Here is a 19,538-nt window from a genome sequence, read left to right on the forward strand (position 1 = left end):
GGGCATGCACAAAACCCAAAAGATGCGCACATTCCGGTGCGAATCACGGTGCCTAATCGATCTTGACTACGTTTCGTCTGGAAATGGCCAGTGAAAAAGATACAAAGAAGGAAGGTCTTAAAACGCGCTCGGTGACACTCTCGATTTTTGCGTCTTTGTAAACGCTGCCAACACTGTACTCTTTGGTTTTCAGTCGATTTACATTCGAGTAACTTACGCCGGTAGAAACGATAACCTTCTGCGAACGGCCCAGTATGGCGGAGCCCCCAAACAGAAAACCCAGGTTAACGTCTGTCAATTCTTTAAAATCAGCGTTAATACCAAACATCCCGCCAATGGCTGCGTAACCACAGGTTCGCTTATACACGTGCATCATGGACGCAATGCCCGGTGCGACTGTTTCAGCGAACTTAACTTTATCCCGTTGCTTTAATGTATCACCATTCAGGTAGAATTTATCGTCCGAAATAAATTTGAAAACGGGTCCTACGCTATAATCTATTTTTAGCCCACCGCTTACACGAAGTGTTTTCTTAAATGGTTTTTTGCCACTGAGGTCCTCGTTAAGGCCACCAACCTGTACGTAAAACTCCAACTCATCTATATCATCCTGTACAAAAATTCGATCCGTCGATATAAAAGCGTAGTTGGCAGGATTCAGGGCTTTTAGGAAAAAATCAGTAATATTCATCAGTGCATCACCATACTGTTTTTCGAGCCCTTCATAGTTGGTTCGAACCTGCTCCTGGGCGTCTTTTATTCGGGCTGCGTGGTCTTTATCCCCTGCGTCAATGGCGGCATTGAACGCTTTTGTGTACTGTTCATTAGCCTTTTCGTAAGCATCCTCGAACGCGTCAAATTTAGTTTTGAGTGTATCTATTGCGGCTTTTGTGATACCCCGGTCCCGTAAGGCCTGCTCCATCATTCTCTCGGTATAATGGGTACCGTCGGTCATGGTAGTAGCCAGCAGTTTCTGATCCTCCAAAATCTTTTTAGCCTTATTTGCTTTTCTGTAGTAATCGAGACAGGCTACAACTAGTGCATCCAATTGACCCGCTTCTCTGGCAACGAACGTTTTTTTGGGAGCTGCTGCGGCCTTCTCGTTGTCATTGGCTTCTTTCTTGACCTCATCCATTTTTGTTATCTGTTTCTGAGTGTCAGCCAGTTTCTTATTGGCCTCTGTCTGTTCATCATCGGTCTTGATTCTGAATAAGGTGGCGATCTCGGCGGGTCTGTCTGTCGATAAGTTGATCATCCGGCCGTTGATCAGCACTTTTTTCGCGAAGGTGTTAAGATTGATGATCCGGTAGCCGATGGTGGAGTCCTGATGTACACAACGAGTCTCCCTGGATTTATACGTACTCGATAGATAATCGTACGTAATTATTTGGGCATAGAGGGTCTGGCCCGCTCCAAAGAGCAGGAAAAAAAGTAACCGTTTCATGGGTGTGGATAGTTAGCCTTTGTGAATATTTTTCAGAAAACTCATGCTGGGTGCGAAGAAGTACTCACCGCCTTTCAGGTTTACAAACTGGGCGAAGGAAGCCTTTTTTGTAGGTTCTGTTAAGCCCCACTCGGGACAGAAGACTCCTTTGGCGGATCGGTCTCCCTGCCCAATAACCGGATCTATACCTTCTTGCGTGTCGTTGGCCTGTGTCTGGACAAATTCAAACTGGTCTTTAATACTGGCCTGGTAACTCATAAAGAGTAGCCCTACTTTGTCGGTGGGTTTGTTGTAAATGTTCCCGTCGTTGGGATCATCGGTTCGATTGCCATAGGGGATACCCCGCCGGGCCATAACTCGGTTGTTAGCTACCTGAACACCTTCTTCTACCGGTCCAACACGGGGGTTTGTTTTACGAGTATGGCCGTGGAACGGGCATTTGGCGTTGTTACCCGACTGATAGGCAAAGTTGTTGAGTAGAGCACTATTGATAAGTCCCGGTTTTTTGTCAAGTTCAATAGGGCTGCCATCTTCAGCCCGCCCCACCAGCATAGCCCCCGCTCGCTCTTTATCGTCTTCTTCCCTGAAGCCCAGAATACCTGCCAAAATGGCTTCCTCCTGCTTGAAGCCTTTTACGTTCTGCTCCAGTTTGCGGAAAACGAAGTAGCTGCCCCAGGCGTTGGGGTCTTTGGGCGAGAGCGGGTCTTTTACCAATACCAGTTCTTTTGCTGCACGGGGGTCGAACTTGATTATTGTGTCTTTATCCTTTTCATCTTTGATGTCGCGGGCTTCATCCTTGATATTATTATTTTTCTTGTACGTCTCCCATTCATCTTCAAAGAACAAGGGTTGCGATATGCCATCTACGTAACCAAAGTGTTCAATGCCAGCGCCTTCGGCGTTTTTGAGCGCGCAACCCCAGGCAATGGTTGTAACATCGGCAAAGGATTGAATGGCCCGGTTGACATTGTCTACTGAGGCCTCCAGTAAATCTTTATGTGTATAGGCCAGTAACAGCATAAAGTGAATTTCGGCCTGAAAGCCGCTTTCCCAGCTTTCGGGGTCCGGATCGTTGAGCAGAGCGGCACTGGCTTTCATCCCTCTCTGAAAAGGCTTGTCCGCCAATTCTGTGTTTTTGCCATCACCAAACAAATACCGATAGCCAGCGGCACTGATATGGATGCAGGCAAAAAGACCAGTGTCTATAGCCTGATTCTCTTTCCAGAGTAGGTTGCTTCGTAATTGCGCGTACCCCGACTGAATAAGCGCATCCTCGCCTTCTACCAAACTGTGCAGCCAGGTTTTGGCCTCATCTACGTGGTTTGGCCGACAGTGGATGAACACGTTGGCCGTATGGGGGCGGCCATGCGATTTGAGGATGTTGCCCTGAATGCCGTCGAGCAGGGGACGATTGGCTAAGGAGTGAGGATCGAGTAGAACAGACATAGTCAGCTAAGTGGAGGGTAAAATTTTCTTAAATCCGATTAACAGCGATCGTACCAGCAAGTTAGGGTTTAAAATGCTTTTGATGTGAATGAGTAACTCAGAGTAGGGGTGTGGATAGAGTCGGAAAGCCGATGGTCTTTTATGTAGGCATCTAAGGTTGCAGGATGTTGTTAGAACTACTCAAAGGTCGATATAGGCCATACATTGGCAAATCACTGATTATGATGATTTTGTATCCTAGTATTTAGGGATATTACTATTGTTGATCTGTATATTGTCTCTGGATTTGGATATTGGGACAGACGGTGTAAGTTTGTTTAAAACACACCCTTATGAAAAAGCTGCTACTTTTTTTGTGCTTACTGGCGCAAACAGGGTTCGCACAGGTGCTCCGAATTGACAGCCTGAAACAGGCGTTGAGAAACGTACAAAACCAACCCAAGGGTTATGCAAAAGATACGCTTGCCTACACGACGCTCAAGGCAATTGCGGTTAGTTATGTAGATGTAAACCTGGATTCTGCAGTTCACTACAATAGGTTGATGATCAAGATTTGTGAAGATTCGACACGACAAAAAGACCTCATTTATGCTTATCAGCTTGCCGGGTATCTGTACCAATTGAAAGGAAACCACTACGAGAGTATCCGGTTTCATTACAAAGCGCTGCCACTAGCCGAAAAATTAAAGAAATATGCACAAGTTGCCAGCTCGAAGAGCGCATTGGCACACGCCTTTACCAGCCTCAAACAATATGGGAAGGCAGAAGAGCTTTGTGGGCAGGGGTTGGCTGTCTTGGAAAAAAATCCGAATCCATACATTGAATTGTCAATACTGAATGTGCTGGGTATAATTTACCGGAACCAGCGCAACTTACAGAAGGCTCTGAGTGTCAACCAGGTAATGCACGAATTGGCTCAAAAAGAAGGCGATCCGTGGTATCAATCGCATGGCTTGCAGGCTATTGGCCTGGTCTATAAGGAGATGGGAGATATGAAGAACGCCATTTCCTATCACCAGAAAGCCCTGGAGGTGTGTCATAAGAAAGACGGTGTCGACTTTGCCGGCCGTATTGATCTGGAAGAAAATATTTTAGTCAATATGGCCGATTTGTACATCCGAATGAAAAACTGGCAACTGGCATTACTGTACTGCCGCCTGGCTAAAGAAACGGCTATACCTGCCAAAAATAGTAGCATTCTGCTGGAGGCAGACGAAAAGTTATACACCATCTACAAGCAGATGGGTAAGCCTGACAAAGCCTTGAAAGCGTACGAAAGTTATGTTCTCCTGAAAGACAGCTTATCAAAAGAAAAGAACCAGCAACGTATCGAATCGTTACAGGCTCAGTACGATAATGTACAAAAAACAAACGCTTTACAAAGGCAGACAGTAAACCTGCTGGCCGAAAAAAATCGCAGTCAGGCCCTTGCCCAGTCCCGTAACGGACTCTTTATAGGAATCGTTGCTATCTTACTTATTCTCGCTCTACTAGTGAGCACAAATAGACGGTTACAGACCAAAAACCGGGAGATTGACCGGCAACGGGGCTTGCTGGAAATGGCCAGAAGCCAACTTGCCAACGCGAACAAGACCCTCGAAACGAGGGTGGAGGAACGTACCCGGGAACTTGTGCTGGTTAACCAGGAGCTAGTCAAAAAAAATGAAGAAATAAAAACCGCACTCTACAAAGGACAAACTATTGAACGTAAGCGCGTGGCTCTTGAACTGCATGATAACCTGAGCAGTTTGCTGAGTGCAGTAAATATGAGTATGCAGGCCATCAATCCTCAGAACTTATCAGCGTCCGAGCAATCGGTCTACCAAAATGTCAGGCACCTTATCCAGAATGCTTATTCGGAAGTAAGAAATATTTCTCACAATATTCTCCCGGCCGAACTGGAACGGGAAGGCCTCTCTATAACGCTGACGACACTGGTGGAGCGGCTCAACCAGAGTTCACCTTTACTCTTCACCCTTGCAATCAATGGGTTGCAAAGTCGGCTGCCGGTCGAAATTGAATTTAACGTCTATAGTATCGTACTGGAATTAATCAACAATGCTATCAAACATGCGCAGGCTACCACCGTGGCTATCAACCTGTTTCGTACCAATTTAGGTATTGATATATCCGTAACGGACGATGGGGTAGGGTTTGCGGGAAGTCACGCAAAACGGGGTGTTGGTTTGCAAAATATCCAAACCCGACTGGACTCGCTGGGCGGAACATTTTCGATCACATTGCCCGTAGAAAAAGGAACCCGTGTTGCCATAAAAATTCCCATTGAAACTAATAGTTTCAATGGGAATCTGCCTAAACTGTAATGCCATATTACGTGCATGAACCTGCCGTTGTTCGCGTCATTGTGGTGGCGGTATACGAATTGGATCCATGTTGGCTCGCTTATCAGAATGGTCGAGTGCGGCCCAGGCTTCATCTAGGGTGCCGGGACCACCTAACGAAGGTATATTGGTTTCCCTGTGATATTTGAATTGATTGTACGTGAACTCAGTGATCAGATTGACCAGGTAAACGGGGTTATCGTGAGCATCCAGCGTTAGAAGCACCCGGTAAGGGGAGAGGTCATGATCAAAAACCAGCGGCTCGATGTGAATAGGCTTGCTGTCTTCATCGAGGAGAATGACACGGGGTCTAAATTTACCATCCTCATCAAGCACCTGGGTGATAGAGGCAAAGCTTAGTAAGTGGACGTACCGGGGCGGACCTGGTATGTCGGTGCGGGTTTCCATAGTGTAAGTGGGTTAGATGTGAAGGAATTTATTTAGTTAAACGAGGTTAAATTTGATGGCATACTTTACCAGACCGATGGTAGTCTGAACGCCCAGTTTCTGCATCAGGTGTTTGCGGTGCGTTTCTACCGTGGTAGGGCTGATGAATAGCTTCTCCGCAATCTGCGTGCCCGAATACTCCTGCGCAATCAGCTTCAGCACATCCAGTTCGCGTTTGGAAATGCTTATCTTCTGGGGTTTATCCTGATCGGGGGTTATTTCAATACCGGCTTCATTGGCCAGTTGCAGCATTACCTGTTCACTATAAAACTTGTTGCCTTTGCTAATGGTACGCAGCGCTGTTTCCAGTTCAGACCGCTCGGCACTTTTTAATACGTAGCCATCGGCGCCCGCGCGGATAGCCTCTTTAATGGCTTCTGGCTGGTCGGCTACCGTGAGCAGGCAAATTCTCACCTGCGGAAAACGCTGGCGTAGCTGGATGGTTAGCTCAATGCCGCCCATTACCGGCATTTGTACGTCCGAAACCACCAGAGTAATGTTGGGCTCAATTTCCAGAGCTGTTAACACCTGTTGGCCATTGGTGTGTTTCGACACGACCTCTACGCCGTCGATACTCGCGAGGAGCATGGCAATGCTATCCAGCAGGATTCGGTGGTCTTCAGCAACGAGAATGCGCATAAACAAGTAAAATAAGACTGGCCCACCGCCACGTTGGTTACCCGTTCCATTTTGCGGTGGTTCAGAAGGTTATGGGGTGGATGGAAACGTACCCTAAAGGTCTGTATTCCGGCATCAGCCAACCATCCCCGATTCGCATGATTTTGTATCCTCTAATTTAAGGATATTGGCCCGGCGTAAACGCAGACCAACTGCACTCCCAATTATCGTTATTTGCACAGACATTATAGGAGCTGACCGGATTATCGTAATTTGCTGGCATGAGAAACTTCACGAATTGCCTGGTCATGCTGCTGGTACTTCCGGCGGTGCTGAGTTGTGGCAGTGGCCCGCTGGAAAAAAAATACCGCAGTCAAACCATGTGGTACGACATCCGGGTCGGGTCGAGCGCCAAAAATGACTCCATCAACCACGAACTCTGCCGACTGGCAGTAGTCGATAACACCAGCCGTAAGGTAAAAAACGAAGATTTTACCTATCAGGAGTTGATCGATCAGGGATACGACCTGCTGGCTAAAACCCATCCGGAGGCTTATGTCGACAGTTTGCGCGAAGTACACAGTAAGCCGTAAGTAAAGGCTGAAGGGCTACTTTACTGGACGCTTACGGTGCCCGTAACGCTTTCTCCCTCCTTCAGGTTGCGGGCGGCTATTCGCTTTCCATCAATTTCCAGCGTCTTTAAGGGGAGTTGACCATGTAAAACGGTTAGCGCAATTTGTAATTTACCAGCTTGTCGGGTCTTGGTGCAGGTTCCCCAGGCGTAGCCGTTCGACCAGAAGTAAGTGCCTTCCTGATTGTTGAACTGCATCGTCTGACTCACGCCCGAATAGTGAAATCCGCTCAGGGCGAGGGTTGTAGCCCAGCTAACCATAGCGCGGGCATAGTGGTGGCCGCACTCCGCTTCGTCGAAGGGGTTGCGTTTGCTACCATCGAACCGGTTACGGATGTTGCGGATGCATAGCAGCCCCGACTCGGTCTGGTTTTCGTACAACATGCCAATGGCCGCCGTGTATTCGAAGCCGGTCATCACTTCCGAAAAGTAGGGGAAGGGGACTTTGGGGCGTCCTTTGGGCCAGCTCGCCATGAGCAAAGACGCTTCATCACCAATCGCATACGACCGCATGTTGTTGAAATGGTCGGTCATGGAGGCTCGGTAGTTGTACTTCAGAATGGATTTCAGGGTCGTTTTTATGTGGTCCGGATTCACCAGGTAGCCCAGCCCGCAAACGTGCGCCATAAATTGCCCCACCAGTTGATCCACCAGACAACCTTTGGCCAACTGGTAAGCCGGGTCATTCTGCTCCACCTTGTTGAAGCCCGAAAACGTCCCTTTGGCAATCAGATGGCCTGCTGGCGAAATAACCTGCTGTTCGTAATAGTCGCCGTTGAACAGGTTGGCATCCGTCCAGGCGCTCCCTTTCTGAAAAATCTGGTCGCAGGTTTGGGCAAAGGAGCGGTCATTCATGGCCATTGCCATCGCCGAAGCGGCTTTCAACGCGCCCAGGTACCAGAGCTGCATTTGTGGGTTAGGACCAAAGTACTCCACGTCCATGGTGTTGTGCTGCGCGCCTTCCATTATGCCATCCCGGTCTGCATCCCAGCCGCCCGGAATCCAGGCAAACGCCAGGGCCTGTTTTACCTGCGGCCAGTTTTTACGCAGGAAGTCGGTATCGCCGGAAAGCTGCCAGTCGCGGTAAAACTTCATGATCGTACCCATCTGCCCATCGGCGGCTGCTACACCCCCGCCAAACCCTTTTTTCAGCGGTAGTCCCACCCGGAAACTCATTAGCCCGGTGTCATCCATGGCGTAGTTGAACTCAACGTCCCGCATGGTTTTGGCCAGATTACCGAACAAAAAGGGTGTTGCCTGTTCGTAATTCCAGACGTGCGTACACGATCCCTGACAGGAGCCAACATCGTCCATCACGCCCTCCCAGCCAAATATCCGGCCATCTTCCGTTCGGAAAACCGTTTGCGAACGCAGGGTGCTGGTATTAAATAAAGCCGCTTCTTTCACCTCGTCGGGGTAGCTGCTCTGCATTAGCGCGTTCACAAATTGGAGAGTTTTCTGCTCCAGCTTCGGTAAAAGGGGAATGGTTCTGTCGGCAACGGCCCAGGCGTCCTGGTACTGCGTGGTGTAGTAATTGCCTACGCGCTCCTTCGACCAGCCGAAGCGGTTGGGGAAGTGCCAGGTCAGGAAAAAGGTGAACGCCTGCGTCTGGTTCGGCCCGATCTTCTTTTGCACCGCCAGCGAAGCCATCGGGTCTTCGTCGGCTGGGGTTGTCTTTTCGGTTAGTTTTCCGTCGTCGCTGAAATCATCCCAGAAATCGAGCAGGGCGTTTTCCCAGGCATTGGTTACGGACGACGTGCGGTAACTAACGCCTTGTGGTTCGGCGGTGGTGAGGGCTACGGTGCCCCAGGCGGGGTCGGCTTTATCGACTCCATCGGAGTACATATAAATACCGGTCAGGCCGTTTTCCTGCCGAAACTGATTGCGGTTTTGTTTGGCTCCCTGCGGTTCCAGTTCGCCTTTCCATGATTTATTGTTTCGGCTGCCATCTCGCCCGATAAAGTTGTGCATCGACCCGCAAACGGAAACCGTGATGGGCTCGCTGCCGGTGTTGGTCACTTCGTAGGTTAACACGGCAATGGGTAATCCACTGGCGTCGGCATCGGTGGGGATGAGCGGGTTGAACCCTTTTATCCGCACCGAAACGGGCATGGTCGCATCGCTCAGGCTGACCTGCCCGAAGGGATAGGCCGTTTCGAAACCCGAGTTGGCAAAGCGGGGTAGGCCATGATGATCGACGGGTCGACCTTCCATGTGCTGGTACTCATGCGTTTCGAGCGGACCCAGGAGGGCTTTTGTCTTTTTGGCTTCCAGCACATGAATGGCGAAGAAGGGCGCGGTATTGCCCATCAGCACGGTACTGTATCCTTTGGCCGGGCGGTTCATGATCTCCCAGTCCTGCAACTGCCCACGCCCACCGAGCGACACGGTTCCCGTACCGATGCCACCCAGCGGCAGGGCAATTCGGGTGAGGTGCTGCTGGTCGTAACGTTTCAGTACGGGCCAGGCCTGCGGACGCCATAGGGATGATTGCGCCTGTGCTGTGTATGCGGTAAGGACGAGGAGCAGAACGACAAATTTTTTCATGATCTCGAAACTATAGGCAGGAGTGAAAAAAAACAGCAACCCGTGGTTGTGGAGCCGTTAACGCTAAAAGCGCCTGCACATCAGTTTCTTACCGTTGAGACTTTTGTCGTTGTGCCGTTGGACATAGTCATAGACTATGCCCAACGGCCACCTCCATCGTTCGGCTTGGGTGAGGGTAAAAAGTGAAGGGGTTTCAAATGCCATATCTTGGAGATATGGCATTTGAAACCCCTTCACTTTTTACCCTCACCCGACTCTATCGCTTAGAGCGGGTTCTGAACAATCGCTTTGTTGGCGTTGATTTCCCGACGTGGAATCAGGAACTCCCACTGAACATCGCCGGGGGCTACATCGAAGAGGACAACTACAGCCGAACTGGTGTTGGTCGTGCCGTTTCGGTTGAGTGCCATGTTCATGCGCTTGAGGTCGGTGAACCGGAACCCTTCGCCCCACAGTTCGATACGACGCTGGAAAAGGATTTCATTGATCAACGCAGTACCCGTACTGGTCGACAGCTTATATGATGGATCGCGTTTGCTAACCAGTTCGAACAAGGCGCTGGCGGCTGCCGTAGCATTCCCCAGACGGGCCTGTGCTTCGGCTTCGATCAAATACATCTCCGCCACCCGCATGTAAGGGATATCGCCCATGGCACTGGTGGAGGGGGTGCCCGGTAAACGGAATTTCTGGTTCATGTAGGGAACCCGAACACCACCCGTTGGCACGATTGAATTAGTGGCCGTTGGGGCTTTTACCCACATTTTCGACCGTACGTCCGTAGCCGGAATCTGGTCGTACAACTGGCTGTTGATGGCCTTCGGTGTTACCCGGATGTTGGTGGAGTTATAATTGCTGGACATGTAGGAGTGAAAGGCGCCAAAGAACTCGGATTGATCTTCAACGTGATCGAATCCCCACATCCACTCGGGATTGCCTATGTCCGAAAAGCCTTCCTGGTATTGAGCAACGCTCATCAGCGAGAAACCTTTTCGGGCTTCTACCGCAAATTTCGCTGCACCAGCCCAGTCCTGCTGGGTTAACGCTACACGGGCCTGCAACCCTTTTATGACTTCCAGATTAATGTGCGATTTAAACGAACGGGCCGATGTAAGCAGGGCGGCTGCATCCACCAAATCTTTATTGATCTGCGTATACACTTCCTCTACCGTCGACCGTGGCAGGCCTGCTGTTGTGGGTACCAGCACCAGCGGTACACCCAGTTGGCTATTGGGTTTGGCTGCGGCATCGTATCGCTTTCCGTAAAGTTGTACCAGGTTAAAATAGGAGAACGCCCGTAAGGCCAGCGCTTCTCCTTTAACCTGATTCCGCTCCGGCTGAGCACCTGCGGCATTGTCGATACTGGCTATACCGATGTTCGCATTCCCGATTACCCGGTAATACAACTCGTAGGGTAGCTGGTTGCCCGCCGATGTTTCCGAGCGGTGAGCCTGCCAGCGCTGTTCAGCCAGATGCCACGTATTCGAGGTGTTGCTCAGGAGTAAATCTTCACCCAGGGCGTCGATGATGATCATCATGGCCGGATGGCCGAAGTGCCCCTGCGAACCCAGGTACCGGACTACCATGGCCCGGTAGATGCCATTGATGGCACTGGCGGCATTTTTCGTGGTGGAATAGGCCGCCCCGGCATCGATACTGGCGGTGGGTGCCGTTTCCAGATATTCTTTTTCGCAGGCTGTTGTCAGCAGGCCCAACGCGAGTACTATAGTTAGATATCTTGCTTTCATGAATTGTCTGAAACTTAAAGCGTAAATGAAACACCCAGAATTATGCTTTTGGCTGGGCTAAACACGTTACTGGTTACCCCTGTAAAGGTTTGCTGAACGTTCATACCCTTCCTGTTGGACAGGATAAAGAAGTTCTCACCAGTGATGTACACCTGAGCATTCTCCAGGAAGGCTCTGCGAGACAATGTGGCGGGCAGGGCATACGACAGCGTTACCGTACGGAGGTTCAGGTAACTGGCATTTGTGAGCCAGCGGTCCGATGCGGCATCAAAATCCGAAGTGCGTCCTGCGTCCATGCGGGGCACATTGGTGATGTCGCCGGGATTCCGCCAACGATTCAGAATGTCGACCGATTTGGCGCTGCCATATCCACCCGAACTCATCAGAGCCGCGTAAGCTCCGTCGTAGGTTTTGCCCCCTAACTGATACACGGTCAGTGCTGTCAGTGAGATGCCTTTGAAACGGAAGGTATTCGTAAACCCACCCGACATGGCGGGAATAGACGAGCCATTATAATGGTACCGTGCGTTGTTAACGCTGGTTGTCAGCGTATCCCCGGCTTCCGTAATGCGGGAGTTCGATGCCACATAGTTTGCTGCCCGGTATTGTGCTTCGCCCGTGTTTGGGTTCACACCCAGGTATTCGCGAAGCCAGTAATCGTAGATAGACCGGCCAACGGCCAGTTTTTTCGTGCCGTCGATAATTTCGGGATTCTCATCCGGCATTTTCGTAATCCGGTTTTTTACGCGTGTTGCGTTCAGATCGATCCGCCAGGTGAAATCCTTGGTGCGGATGGGTTCGATGCCTAACTCAATCTCCATGCCCCGGTTGTACATCGTGCCGATATTTCGGGTAACTGTTGAAATTCCATCCGACAGCGGTAAGGGAACAGCGAAGATCAGGTTGGACGACCGGCGGTCGAAGTACTCGACCGTACCGGAAACGCGCCCTTTGAAGAGGCTGAACTCCAGCGCGGCATCGAAGGAATTGCTCGATTCCCAGGCCAGATTCTGGTTGCCAAGGCTCGTTTGCAGAATACCCGCTTCCGATGCGTTGTTCCAGCTTCCTAATCCAAACAGAGGCTGCCAGGCATAATAGCTGATAGTGTTGCTCTGCGCGAACGCTGCGGTATTTCCTCCGCCATCATTACCGGTCTGACCATACGACGCCCGTAATTTAAGGGAGTTGATGGTTGGGATAGACCGCAGGAAATCCTCCTGATCGATACGCCATGCCCCACTTACGGAGTAGAACGTACCCCAGCGGGAATCCCGGTAGAACTTACTCGACCCATCGCGCCGAACCGAAGTAGACAGGAAATACTTCTGGTCGTAATCGTAGTTGATCCGGGAGAAATAGCCCTCTACCCGGCGCGTGTTGTACACCGACGACAGGAAGGTTGTGGTCGTAAAGTTGCCTAACTCATAGTTGCCTTCCACAATTTGCTGCGACCGGGAGCCTTCGAGGTTGTTGTCGTTGATGCTGAAGTTCTCGTGACCCAGCAGCACATCGAAGGTGTTTTTCCCGAACGATTTGTTGTAGTTCAGCAGCTGATTGAGGTTGAAGCTGGTAATATTCTGGAATTCGTGGTTCGCACGACCCGCCGGAGCACCATCACCCACTTCGGGGTTGCCATAGGTAAACGCATTCGTATTGGTAATGTCCGTACCTACATTCACCGAGAATTTGAAATCCTTCAAAAACGAAACTTCGGCGAAACCCCGTGCGCCCAGTACGTTCCGGCGTAAGTAGTTTTGGTTCAAAAGCGTTTCGGCAACCGAATGGCGACCACCAAACTGGGGCCGGGCAGGTAGACCAAGGGAGGTCAGGTTACCATAGTCCCAACGTCTGTCGCCGTTTGGCAGTGTCAGAAACTGGCCTGCGTTGTTTGGGTCGTAGGCATAGACCGGATAAATTGGGCCCATGTTCCGCGAGAAAAAGAACGGGTTCACAAACGACGTGCTGCCGTCAGCATCCGCCTGGTTGGACTTGGAGATGGTCGTCGACAGGTTGGCTCCCACCCGAAACCAGGGTTTCATCTGGGAGTTGATGTTGATACGGCCCGTGAAGCGTTCGAAGTCGGAGCGAATCAGATACCCCTTGTCGTTAAGGTAACCCAGGGACACAAAATAGTCGGAGTTTTTCTGTCCACCGGCAAAGCTTACGTTTAGTTCACGCCGGTTTCCCTGACGTGTAACCGGCTTCTCCCAGTTCAGATCATCGGGCGAATAAAGAAGCTGGGCGTTTTGGTTGAACTGCCCATCGGTATTGACCAGTTGATTGCCGGGTACGTTATACACGTTATAGCCGACCAGGCTAACTAGGCGGTTGGTCGCATCGGCGTTTGCGGTCGCCAGCGCTACCGGGTTTGTGGCCCGGTAAGCAACGCTGTTCCGGTACGTTTCCCACATCAGTGGGTAATACTCGCCAACGCCAACCCGGTCGTATTCGGGCAGACCCCGGCTGCTGAAGCCCTGTGTGTATCGTACATTGATGGTACTCCGGTCTTTCTGCCCTTTTTTGGTTGTTACGACTACCACGCCATTAGCGGCCCGGGCGCCGTACAGGGCGGTTGAAGCCGCGTCTTTCAGGACCGACACGCTTTCAATATCGCTCGGATTGATGTTGGCAATGTTGCCCGAATACGGAATGCCGTCCACTACATATAGTGGATCGTTTCCCGACGAGATAGAGCCGAAGCCCCGGATACGGATTTCGGGGGCAGAACCCGGTTGTCCGCTGCCTGCCGTTGTCTGAACGCCCGATACCGCACCCGAAAGGGCCTGTGCCACGTTACTGACGCCACGATTCTGAATCTGCGTTGGCGACAGCGTCCCCGCTGAACCAGTAAAGGATGCCCGTTTTGCCGTACCGAATGTGGTTACAATGACCTCGTCCAGATTAGCCGCATCGGGTGCCAGACTTACCGTAATTGTCGACTTGTTACCAATGGCTATTTCCTGCGAGGCATATCCAATAAAACTAAACACCAGGCGCCCCGTAGTAGGCGCACTTAACCGATAGTTGCCCTCGGCATCGGTGGTTGTACCACGTGTTGTTCCTTTAAGCTGTACGCTTACGCCGGGCAGTCCGCCCCCGTCTTCGGATGATGTGACCCGGCCACTCACCGTAAAATCCTGTGCCAACGCAGGTAGGCAGGAGAGAAGGGCCAAAAACCAACTGCCCAATAGAAATTTTCTCATGAAGTGCTATTGATAAAGTGTTTTAATAGGGTTTTAATTTCGGGGCAAAAGTACGCCATATTAAATAAAATCAATATATTATTCTTAAAAAGTGATTGGTGATATACTATTAATATTGAATAATTTAATATAACCCAATTTATATAAAATGTTGGTATTGTTATAAAAAACCGCTTTGGTTGGTATTTGATCTTATGAAAATTGCCTTATCGTGTCTATTAGTTAGATTATTTTTATGAGAAAAAAGATGGGTACATAACCGTTTGCATGGGCCGATTCTACAATTTTTTCGTATTCATAAAGCGTATGCGATTAGCATAGACAGGTGCTTTTTTAGCTCACAGCATAAAAAAACCGGCAGGTTGACCCGCCGGTTTTTGTGCTTTTTTGACTAGAGTGAATAATAACCAATAGCTACTGATTGATCTGGTATATTAGGTCGACCCTTACTTATCAAACCACTGGGGTGCGTCGACCGCTAAACCCGTTGGGGTATTCGGGTTCGAATTTATTTCTTCGCTGCGGTAGAGCAAACGCCGAACCAGACCCGCCACCGGCGCACCCGATGGGGTACTCATGGCTGGAATTTCCTGACCAATAATACCCGACCGGCGATGTTGTACCCACCCTTCAATGGGGCGCATGAATAAATCGAGGTATTGTTGCTGGGCCAATACGGTGCGGTAGTTGGCTGCCGTCAGGGCCGGTAATTGATTAACATACGTATCCGATTGGGTGGCTGGTACGCCAAACGACACCAGCGATGCCCGTACGCCCGCCCGCATCCGCTGCGTAGCCAGATCGAAACCACCCGGCGCAAAGCCACGGGCAATGGCTTCGGCCTCCAGCAGGAGCTGTTCCGAATAGGAAAAAGAGACTTCGGGCAAATCCGGACGGAGCAGGTTCATGTTCACCAGCGACGATTTCGTCGTATAATTTTCCGTCGAATTGAGGGCTACGAATTCATTGGGCGCAGCCTCCGGACCTACCTGGTAAAAATACGGAATGCGCGGGTCGCTGAGTGACGCCAGCAGGTCGTACACGACTTTGGAGCAGTACCAGTCCGACTGAACGCCCCCCCGGAAAATGGCCGTAAAGGAAAAACGCGGATTCTGCCGACCAGGCTGGTTGTAGTACTGGAACTGCATGGCGTCCGTTGTGGCAGCAATCATATTGCCCCCCGCCAGCAGTTGCCCGATAGCGGTTCCTTTGGTTGGGTCGGCGTCGACCATCGAAAACAGAATTCGCAGCTTGAGTGAGTTGGCAAACTTGCGCCACTTGGTCATGTCGCCCCCGTAATAGAGGTCGTTGGGAGCAATGATGCCCTTCGTGGCGGGGTCGATCTGGGCGATGGCTTCGTCGAGCAACGCGATTGTTCCGTTCAGTACATCGGCCTGTTTGTCAAATTTGGGTAGATCGACGCTACCTTTGGCGGCATCCGTAAACGGGATATCGCCCCACAGAAGCGACGTCTGCGAATAGGCAAACGCTTTCAGGATCTTGCACTGCGCCAGCGCATTTTTATTGATGGGCTGGGCGCTTTCGGCCACCCGGATGGCTACTTCCAGGTTTTTCAACACATCGGTGTAGGTTCGTCCCCAGGCTGTGCGGATACGGGTCTGGTCATATTTAGCCTGTTCCAGTCCCCAACGGCCACCGGAGGCCCACATCTGATTCATGAGGGCGATAGGCCAGGTCAGTTCAGCCACGCGAAGGAGCGAAAACTGGGTGCTGGCTCCCGAGAACAGCAGCGAAGGATCGACCGTAGTGGAGCGATTGGGGTCGATATTGAGGTCACTATTTTTGAAACAGCCGGTGGCCGTCAGGGCCAACAATCCAGCGTATAGTAGTTTTTTCATGGGAATACTAAGCGTTTGAAAATGTTAACGGATGGCTGATTAAAAGGTAAAACGCAGGTTTGCGCCAATGCTTCGGCTGCTGGGAATACTGCCCCGTTCCAGCCCTTCGCCAATGAGCCCGGTACCAAGTACGTTGGCTTCGGGGTCGATGTGCGGTACGTTCGAGTGAATAATCCAGAGGTTACGCCCTTCCACCCCAAAGGCAATACTGCCGAAAGGTGTCTTGCTGACCAGCGCACGGGGCAGGTTGTAGGCAATGCGTACTTCGCGCAGTTTGGTGTACGAACCATCGAAGGTATTCGTTTCGGGACTCACCGAGTTGTCCAGCTGATTCCAGTACTGCTGCACGCTGGCAACGGGAACGTCGTTGGGCCGGTAGGTGCCGTCGGGGTTGCGGATCACACCGGGATCGATGAACGGTGTCCGGTTGTTGACAGCCGTTTCGGCGGCCATCCCGCCACTCCGCACAATACCGACCGTCTGCGAGTTGATAACGCCCCCTTTCCGCACATCGACCAGGAAGTTGAAATCAATGCCTTTGTACGAAAAGCTATTGTTGATTCCCATTGTCCAGTCGGGGTAAATGTTGCCCAGTAACCGGCGGGGTCCTGCCGTGCGCAGGCCGGTGGTTGGGTTGATCACGATATTGCCCTGCGGATCACGTAGCCAGCCCACGCCCTGAATATTGAACGTTTCGCCCGGCCGGGCCACAACGAAAATACCGAAACCATCGCCCGAGGTGGTAACGAACTCGGTCAGGCCGTCGGCCAGGGACTCCACCCGGTTGCGGTTGCGGTTGAAGTTAAAGGCGGCATCCCACCGGAAGCCCGAGCTGGTTTTCAGGGGCGTTACGGTCAGCATGGCTTCGACACCCGTGTTCGAGATTTCGCCCACGTTGAGCCGCCGGGCCGAGTAACCGGTCGATTGCGGCACGGCAATCGAGATGATCTGGTCGTAGTTTAAGTTCCGGTAATAGGTCAGATCAAGACCCAGGCGTCCGCCGAAAAATTTAAGCTCGGTACCGAACTCGTAGGAGGTCTGCTGCTGCGGCCGCAGGTTCGTGGGCGGCAGCACGTTGGTAGCCCCGAAGGCCGATGCGCCCCCAATCGGGTACAGAATATTGAAGGTGTAAATGTCGCTGGCCTGGGTGAGCGGATTATACGTGAACGCCAACTGATACGGATCTTCATCGGAGCCGACATTGGCGTAGTTGGCCCGCAGTTTGGCGTAGCTCAAAATGTCGCGCTTCACAATGCCCAGATTGGGGAAGGCTTCCGTCAGAATAAACGAGCCGCTGACGGATGGGTAGAAGTACGAATTGTTGTTGACCGGCAACGTGCTGGACCAGTCATTCCGACCCGTTACGTTCAGAAACAGGAAATTCCGGTAGTCGAAGCTGAAGTCTCCATAGGCACCGAATATCTCCCGGCGGCTGTAGAAGTTCGACGCTACGTTGGACTGCGCGTTGGCGAAGGTGTACAACTGGTCGATGTTCAGCCCATCCGACAGCACCCGCGACCGGCGAATGGTGCGCTGGTTGAACTGGTGGCCCACAATGCCCTTAAAGGTCCAGTCGTCCGAAAGTCGGCGGGTGATGGTGCCGATCAGGTCGGACTGAAGTTCACGCTCGTAGATTTCGTTGGTGTCGAACTGCCCGTTCAGGCGGCCCCGCGTACCCCGACGCGTGGTCGACCGGCGGGTTTCAGAAAAAAAGTCCGTCCCTACGCGGCCCGTCACGTTGAACCAGGGAGCCACATCATAACTCAGGCTGGTACCGCCGTAGACCCGGTCAACCGAATTCGAGAATTTATTAAATGCCGTAACGAAATAGGGGTTGTTCTGAATACCGTCGAGGTCGATAGCCCGCGCCAGATTACCCGTCCAGCCCGCCGGTACTGTTTGGGTGGCGGGGGCAAACAGGTTATTTTTCAGATCATTAATGTCGATGGTAGGGGACAGGCCCGCCAGAATCGTTGATAGGATATTGGTCGTATTGGAGCCCTGCTGCGGCCGGCCGTCGCTGGTGGTGCGGACGTAGTTGAGCCACACCCTTGAGGTAAGCTTATCCGTTATTTTACGTCCCGCATTGATGGCAAACGTATTGCGTCCCAGTTTCGACCCCGGCACGGTACCCGTCTGATTCAGGTTGGTGAAGCCAATGCGGTAGTCGCCCTGGTCACTGGCTCCATCCATCGACAGGCTGTTGATCGCGGTCTGGCCCGTTACGAAGAAATTTTTCCAGTTGTCCGGGTAAGCCGTCAACCGCTGCACCGTTGCGCCCGTATAGTCGAGCACGGGCCCCGTGATGCTGCTTATTTCCGGTCCCCAGCCATTACCCAAACGGGGGTTGTATACGCCCCGCGTACCCGGTCCGTATTGGCTCTGCGTGTCCGGCACACGCAGCACATTGTCGGTACGGTACGAGGAGTTGACGGATATATTCATCTTTTTCGACCCGGCTTTTCCCCGTTTGGTGGTAATCACGATAACGCCGTTTCGGGCGCGGGAGCCGTACAGGGCCGAGGCTGCCGCCCCTTTCAGGACGTTCATCGACTCAATATCGTCGGGATTGAGGTCACCGGCGCGGTTGCCTACATCGACGCCCCCCGTTACAATATCGGTTTCGGAGCCGTTGAAGGAGGAGTTCGAGATCGGTACACCATCCACCACAAACAACGGTTCGCTGGAACTGGATAACGAGTTCGCTCCGCGAATCATGACCCGCGTGGAGCCACCTACTGACCCCGACTGCTGGGAGATGCGTACCCCGGCCACGCGGCCAGCCATGGAGTTCAACACGTTTGGGTCGCGGGCTTTGACCAATTCGGACCCGCCCACCGTCGATACGGCATAGCCCAGTTCTTTCTTCTCCCGAACGATGGCGTTGGCCGTAACGACAACCTCATCCAGATTGGTGAGATCAGCTACTAATTTCACATCGACCGTCGTCCGTCCGTCGAGGGGAATGTCAACGGTTTTGTAGCCAATGAACGAATAGACGAGTGTTTTGGCATTGGTAGGAACCGTAATCTGATACGTCCCATCGGCTTTGGTAACGGTGCCGGTGGTGGCTCCTTTGACCAATACGTTCACACCGGGGATTCCTTCATTTTCGGGCGATGTAACTTTACCCGATATAAGCTGCGTTTGGGCTTCCGAGCGGCATAGGGCGCCAATCAACAGCAAAAAAACCAGTACTAGTTTTTTCATAGATGTGCTTGGTTTGAGTAAATGTAAAAGGAGGTAAGTTGACGAG

At 51.7% G+C, this 19,538-nt stretch carries 11 protein-coding genes; 2 read left to right on the plus strand and 9 right to left on the minus strand.

Translation table 11 applies throughout. The features are described 5' to 3' along the window. Positions 1-52: 52 nt before the first annotated feature. Together CRO74_RS14240 and CRO74_RS14245 are read right to left on the minus strand one after the other, a co-directional pair. Positions 53-1,444, minus strand: coding sequence for a hypothetical protein (locus CRO74_RS14240; protein WP_097126711.1), 1,392 nt, complete (start codon positions 1,442-1,444; stop codon positions 53-55). A 12-nt stretch (positions 1,445-1,456) separates the two neighbouring features. Beyond that, positions 1,457-2,890 carry a Dyp-type peroxidase gene (locus tag CRO74_RS14245; protein WP_097126712.1) on the minus strand — a complete coding sequence of 478 codons (1,434 nt, stop codon included), beginning with the start codon at positions 2,888-2,890 and terminating at the stop codon, positions 1,457-1,459. A 332-nt stretch (positions 2,891-3,222) separates the two neighbouring features. Between CRO74_RS14245 and CRO74_RS14250 the strand changes: the two genes are divergently transcribed. Further along, positions 3,223-5,214, plus strand: a complete 1,992-nt coding sequence (locus CRO74_RS14250) for a tetratricopeptide repeat-containing sensor histidine kinase (protein ID WP_097126713.1) — start codon at positions 3,223-3,225, stop codon at positions 5,212-5,214. Between the two features lie 36 nt (positions 5,215-5,250). Here the strand turns inward: CRO74_RS14250 and CRO74_RS14255 are convergent, their stop codons facing one another. Together CRO74_RS14255 and CRO74_RS14260 are read right to left on the minus strand one after the other, a co-directional pair. Further along, positions 5,251-5,640 carry a hypothetical protein gene (locus CRO74_RS14255; protein WP_097126714.1) on the minus strand — a complete coding sequence of 130 codons (390 nt, stop codon included), beginning with the start codon at positions 5,638-5,640 and terminating at the stop codon, positions 5,251-5,253. A gap of 36 nt (positions 5,641-5,676) precedes the next feature. Further along, positions 5,677-6,318, minus strand: a complete 642-nt coding sequence (locus tag CRO74_RS14260; protein WP_097126715.1) for a response regulator — start codon at positions 6,316-6,318, stop codon at positions 5,677-5,679. A gap of 260 nt (positions 6,319-6,578) precedes the next feature. On the opposite strand from CRO74_RS14260, the gene CRO74_RS14265 reads away from it, so the two are divergent. Continuing rightward, entirely contained in the window at positions 6,579-6,890 is a 312-nt protein-coding gene (locus tag CRO74_RS14265; protein WP_144035919.1) for a hypothetical protein, read from the plus strand. A 20-nt stretch (positions 6,891-6,910) separates the two neighbouring features. On the opposite strand, the gene CRO74_RS14270 is transcribed toward CRO74_RS14265, so the two are convergent. From CRO74_RS14270 to CRO74_RS14290, 5 genes are all read right to left on the minus strand, one after another. Further along, on the minus strand, positions 6,911-9,475 hold the full coding sequence (locus CRO74_RS14270) for a GH116 family glycosyl-hydrolase (protein ID WP_097127103.1): 2,565 nt from the start codon (positions 9,473-9,475) through the stop codon (positions 6,911-6,913). A gap of 263 nt (positions 9,476-9,738) precedes the next feature. Beyond that, positions 9,739-11,220: a RagB/SusD family nutrient uptake outer membrane protein gene (locus CRO74_RS14275; protein ID WP_097126717.1), complete on the minus strand. Its 1,482-nt coding sequence runs from the start codon at positions 11,218-11,220 to the stop codon at positions 9,739-9,741. A gap of 14 nt (positions 11,221-11,234) precedes the next feature. Next, a complete protein-coding gene (locus CRO74_RS14280; RefSeq protein ID WP_097126718.1) occupies positions 11,235-14,423 on the minus strand; it encodes a SusC/RagA family TonB-linked outer membrane protein in 3,189 nt (1,062 codons plus the stop codon). A gap of 446 nt (positions 14,424-14,869) precedes the next feature. After that, positions 14,870-16,282 carry a SusD/RagB family nutrient-binding outer membrane lipoprotein gene (locus CRO74_RS14285; protein WP_097126719.1) on the minus strand — a complete coding sequence of 471 codons (1,413 nt, stop codon included), beginning with the start codon at positions 16,280-16,282 and terminating at the stop codon, positions 14,870-14,872. Positions 16,283-16,321: 39 nt separating this feature from the next. Beyond that, complete coding sequence (locus CRO74_RS14290; RefSeq protein WP_097126720.1) at positions 16,322-19,492, minus strand: SusC/RagA family TonB-linked outer membrane protein; 3,171 nt, start codon at positions 19,490-19,492, stop codon at positions 16,322-16,324. Positions 19,493-19,538: the final 46 nt, after the last annotated feature.

The organism is Spirosoma fluviale (genome assembly GCF_900230225.1).
GTDB classification, from domain to species: Bacteria; Bacteroidota; Bacteroidia; order Cytophagales; family Spirosomataceae; genus Spirosoma; species Spirosoma fluviale.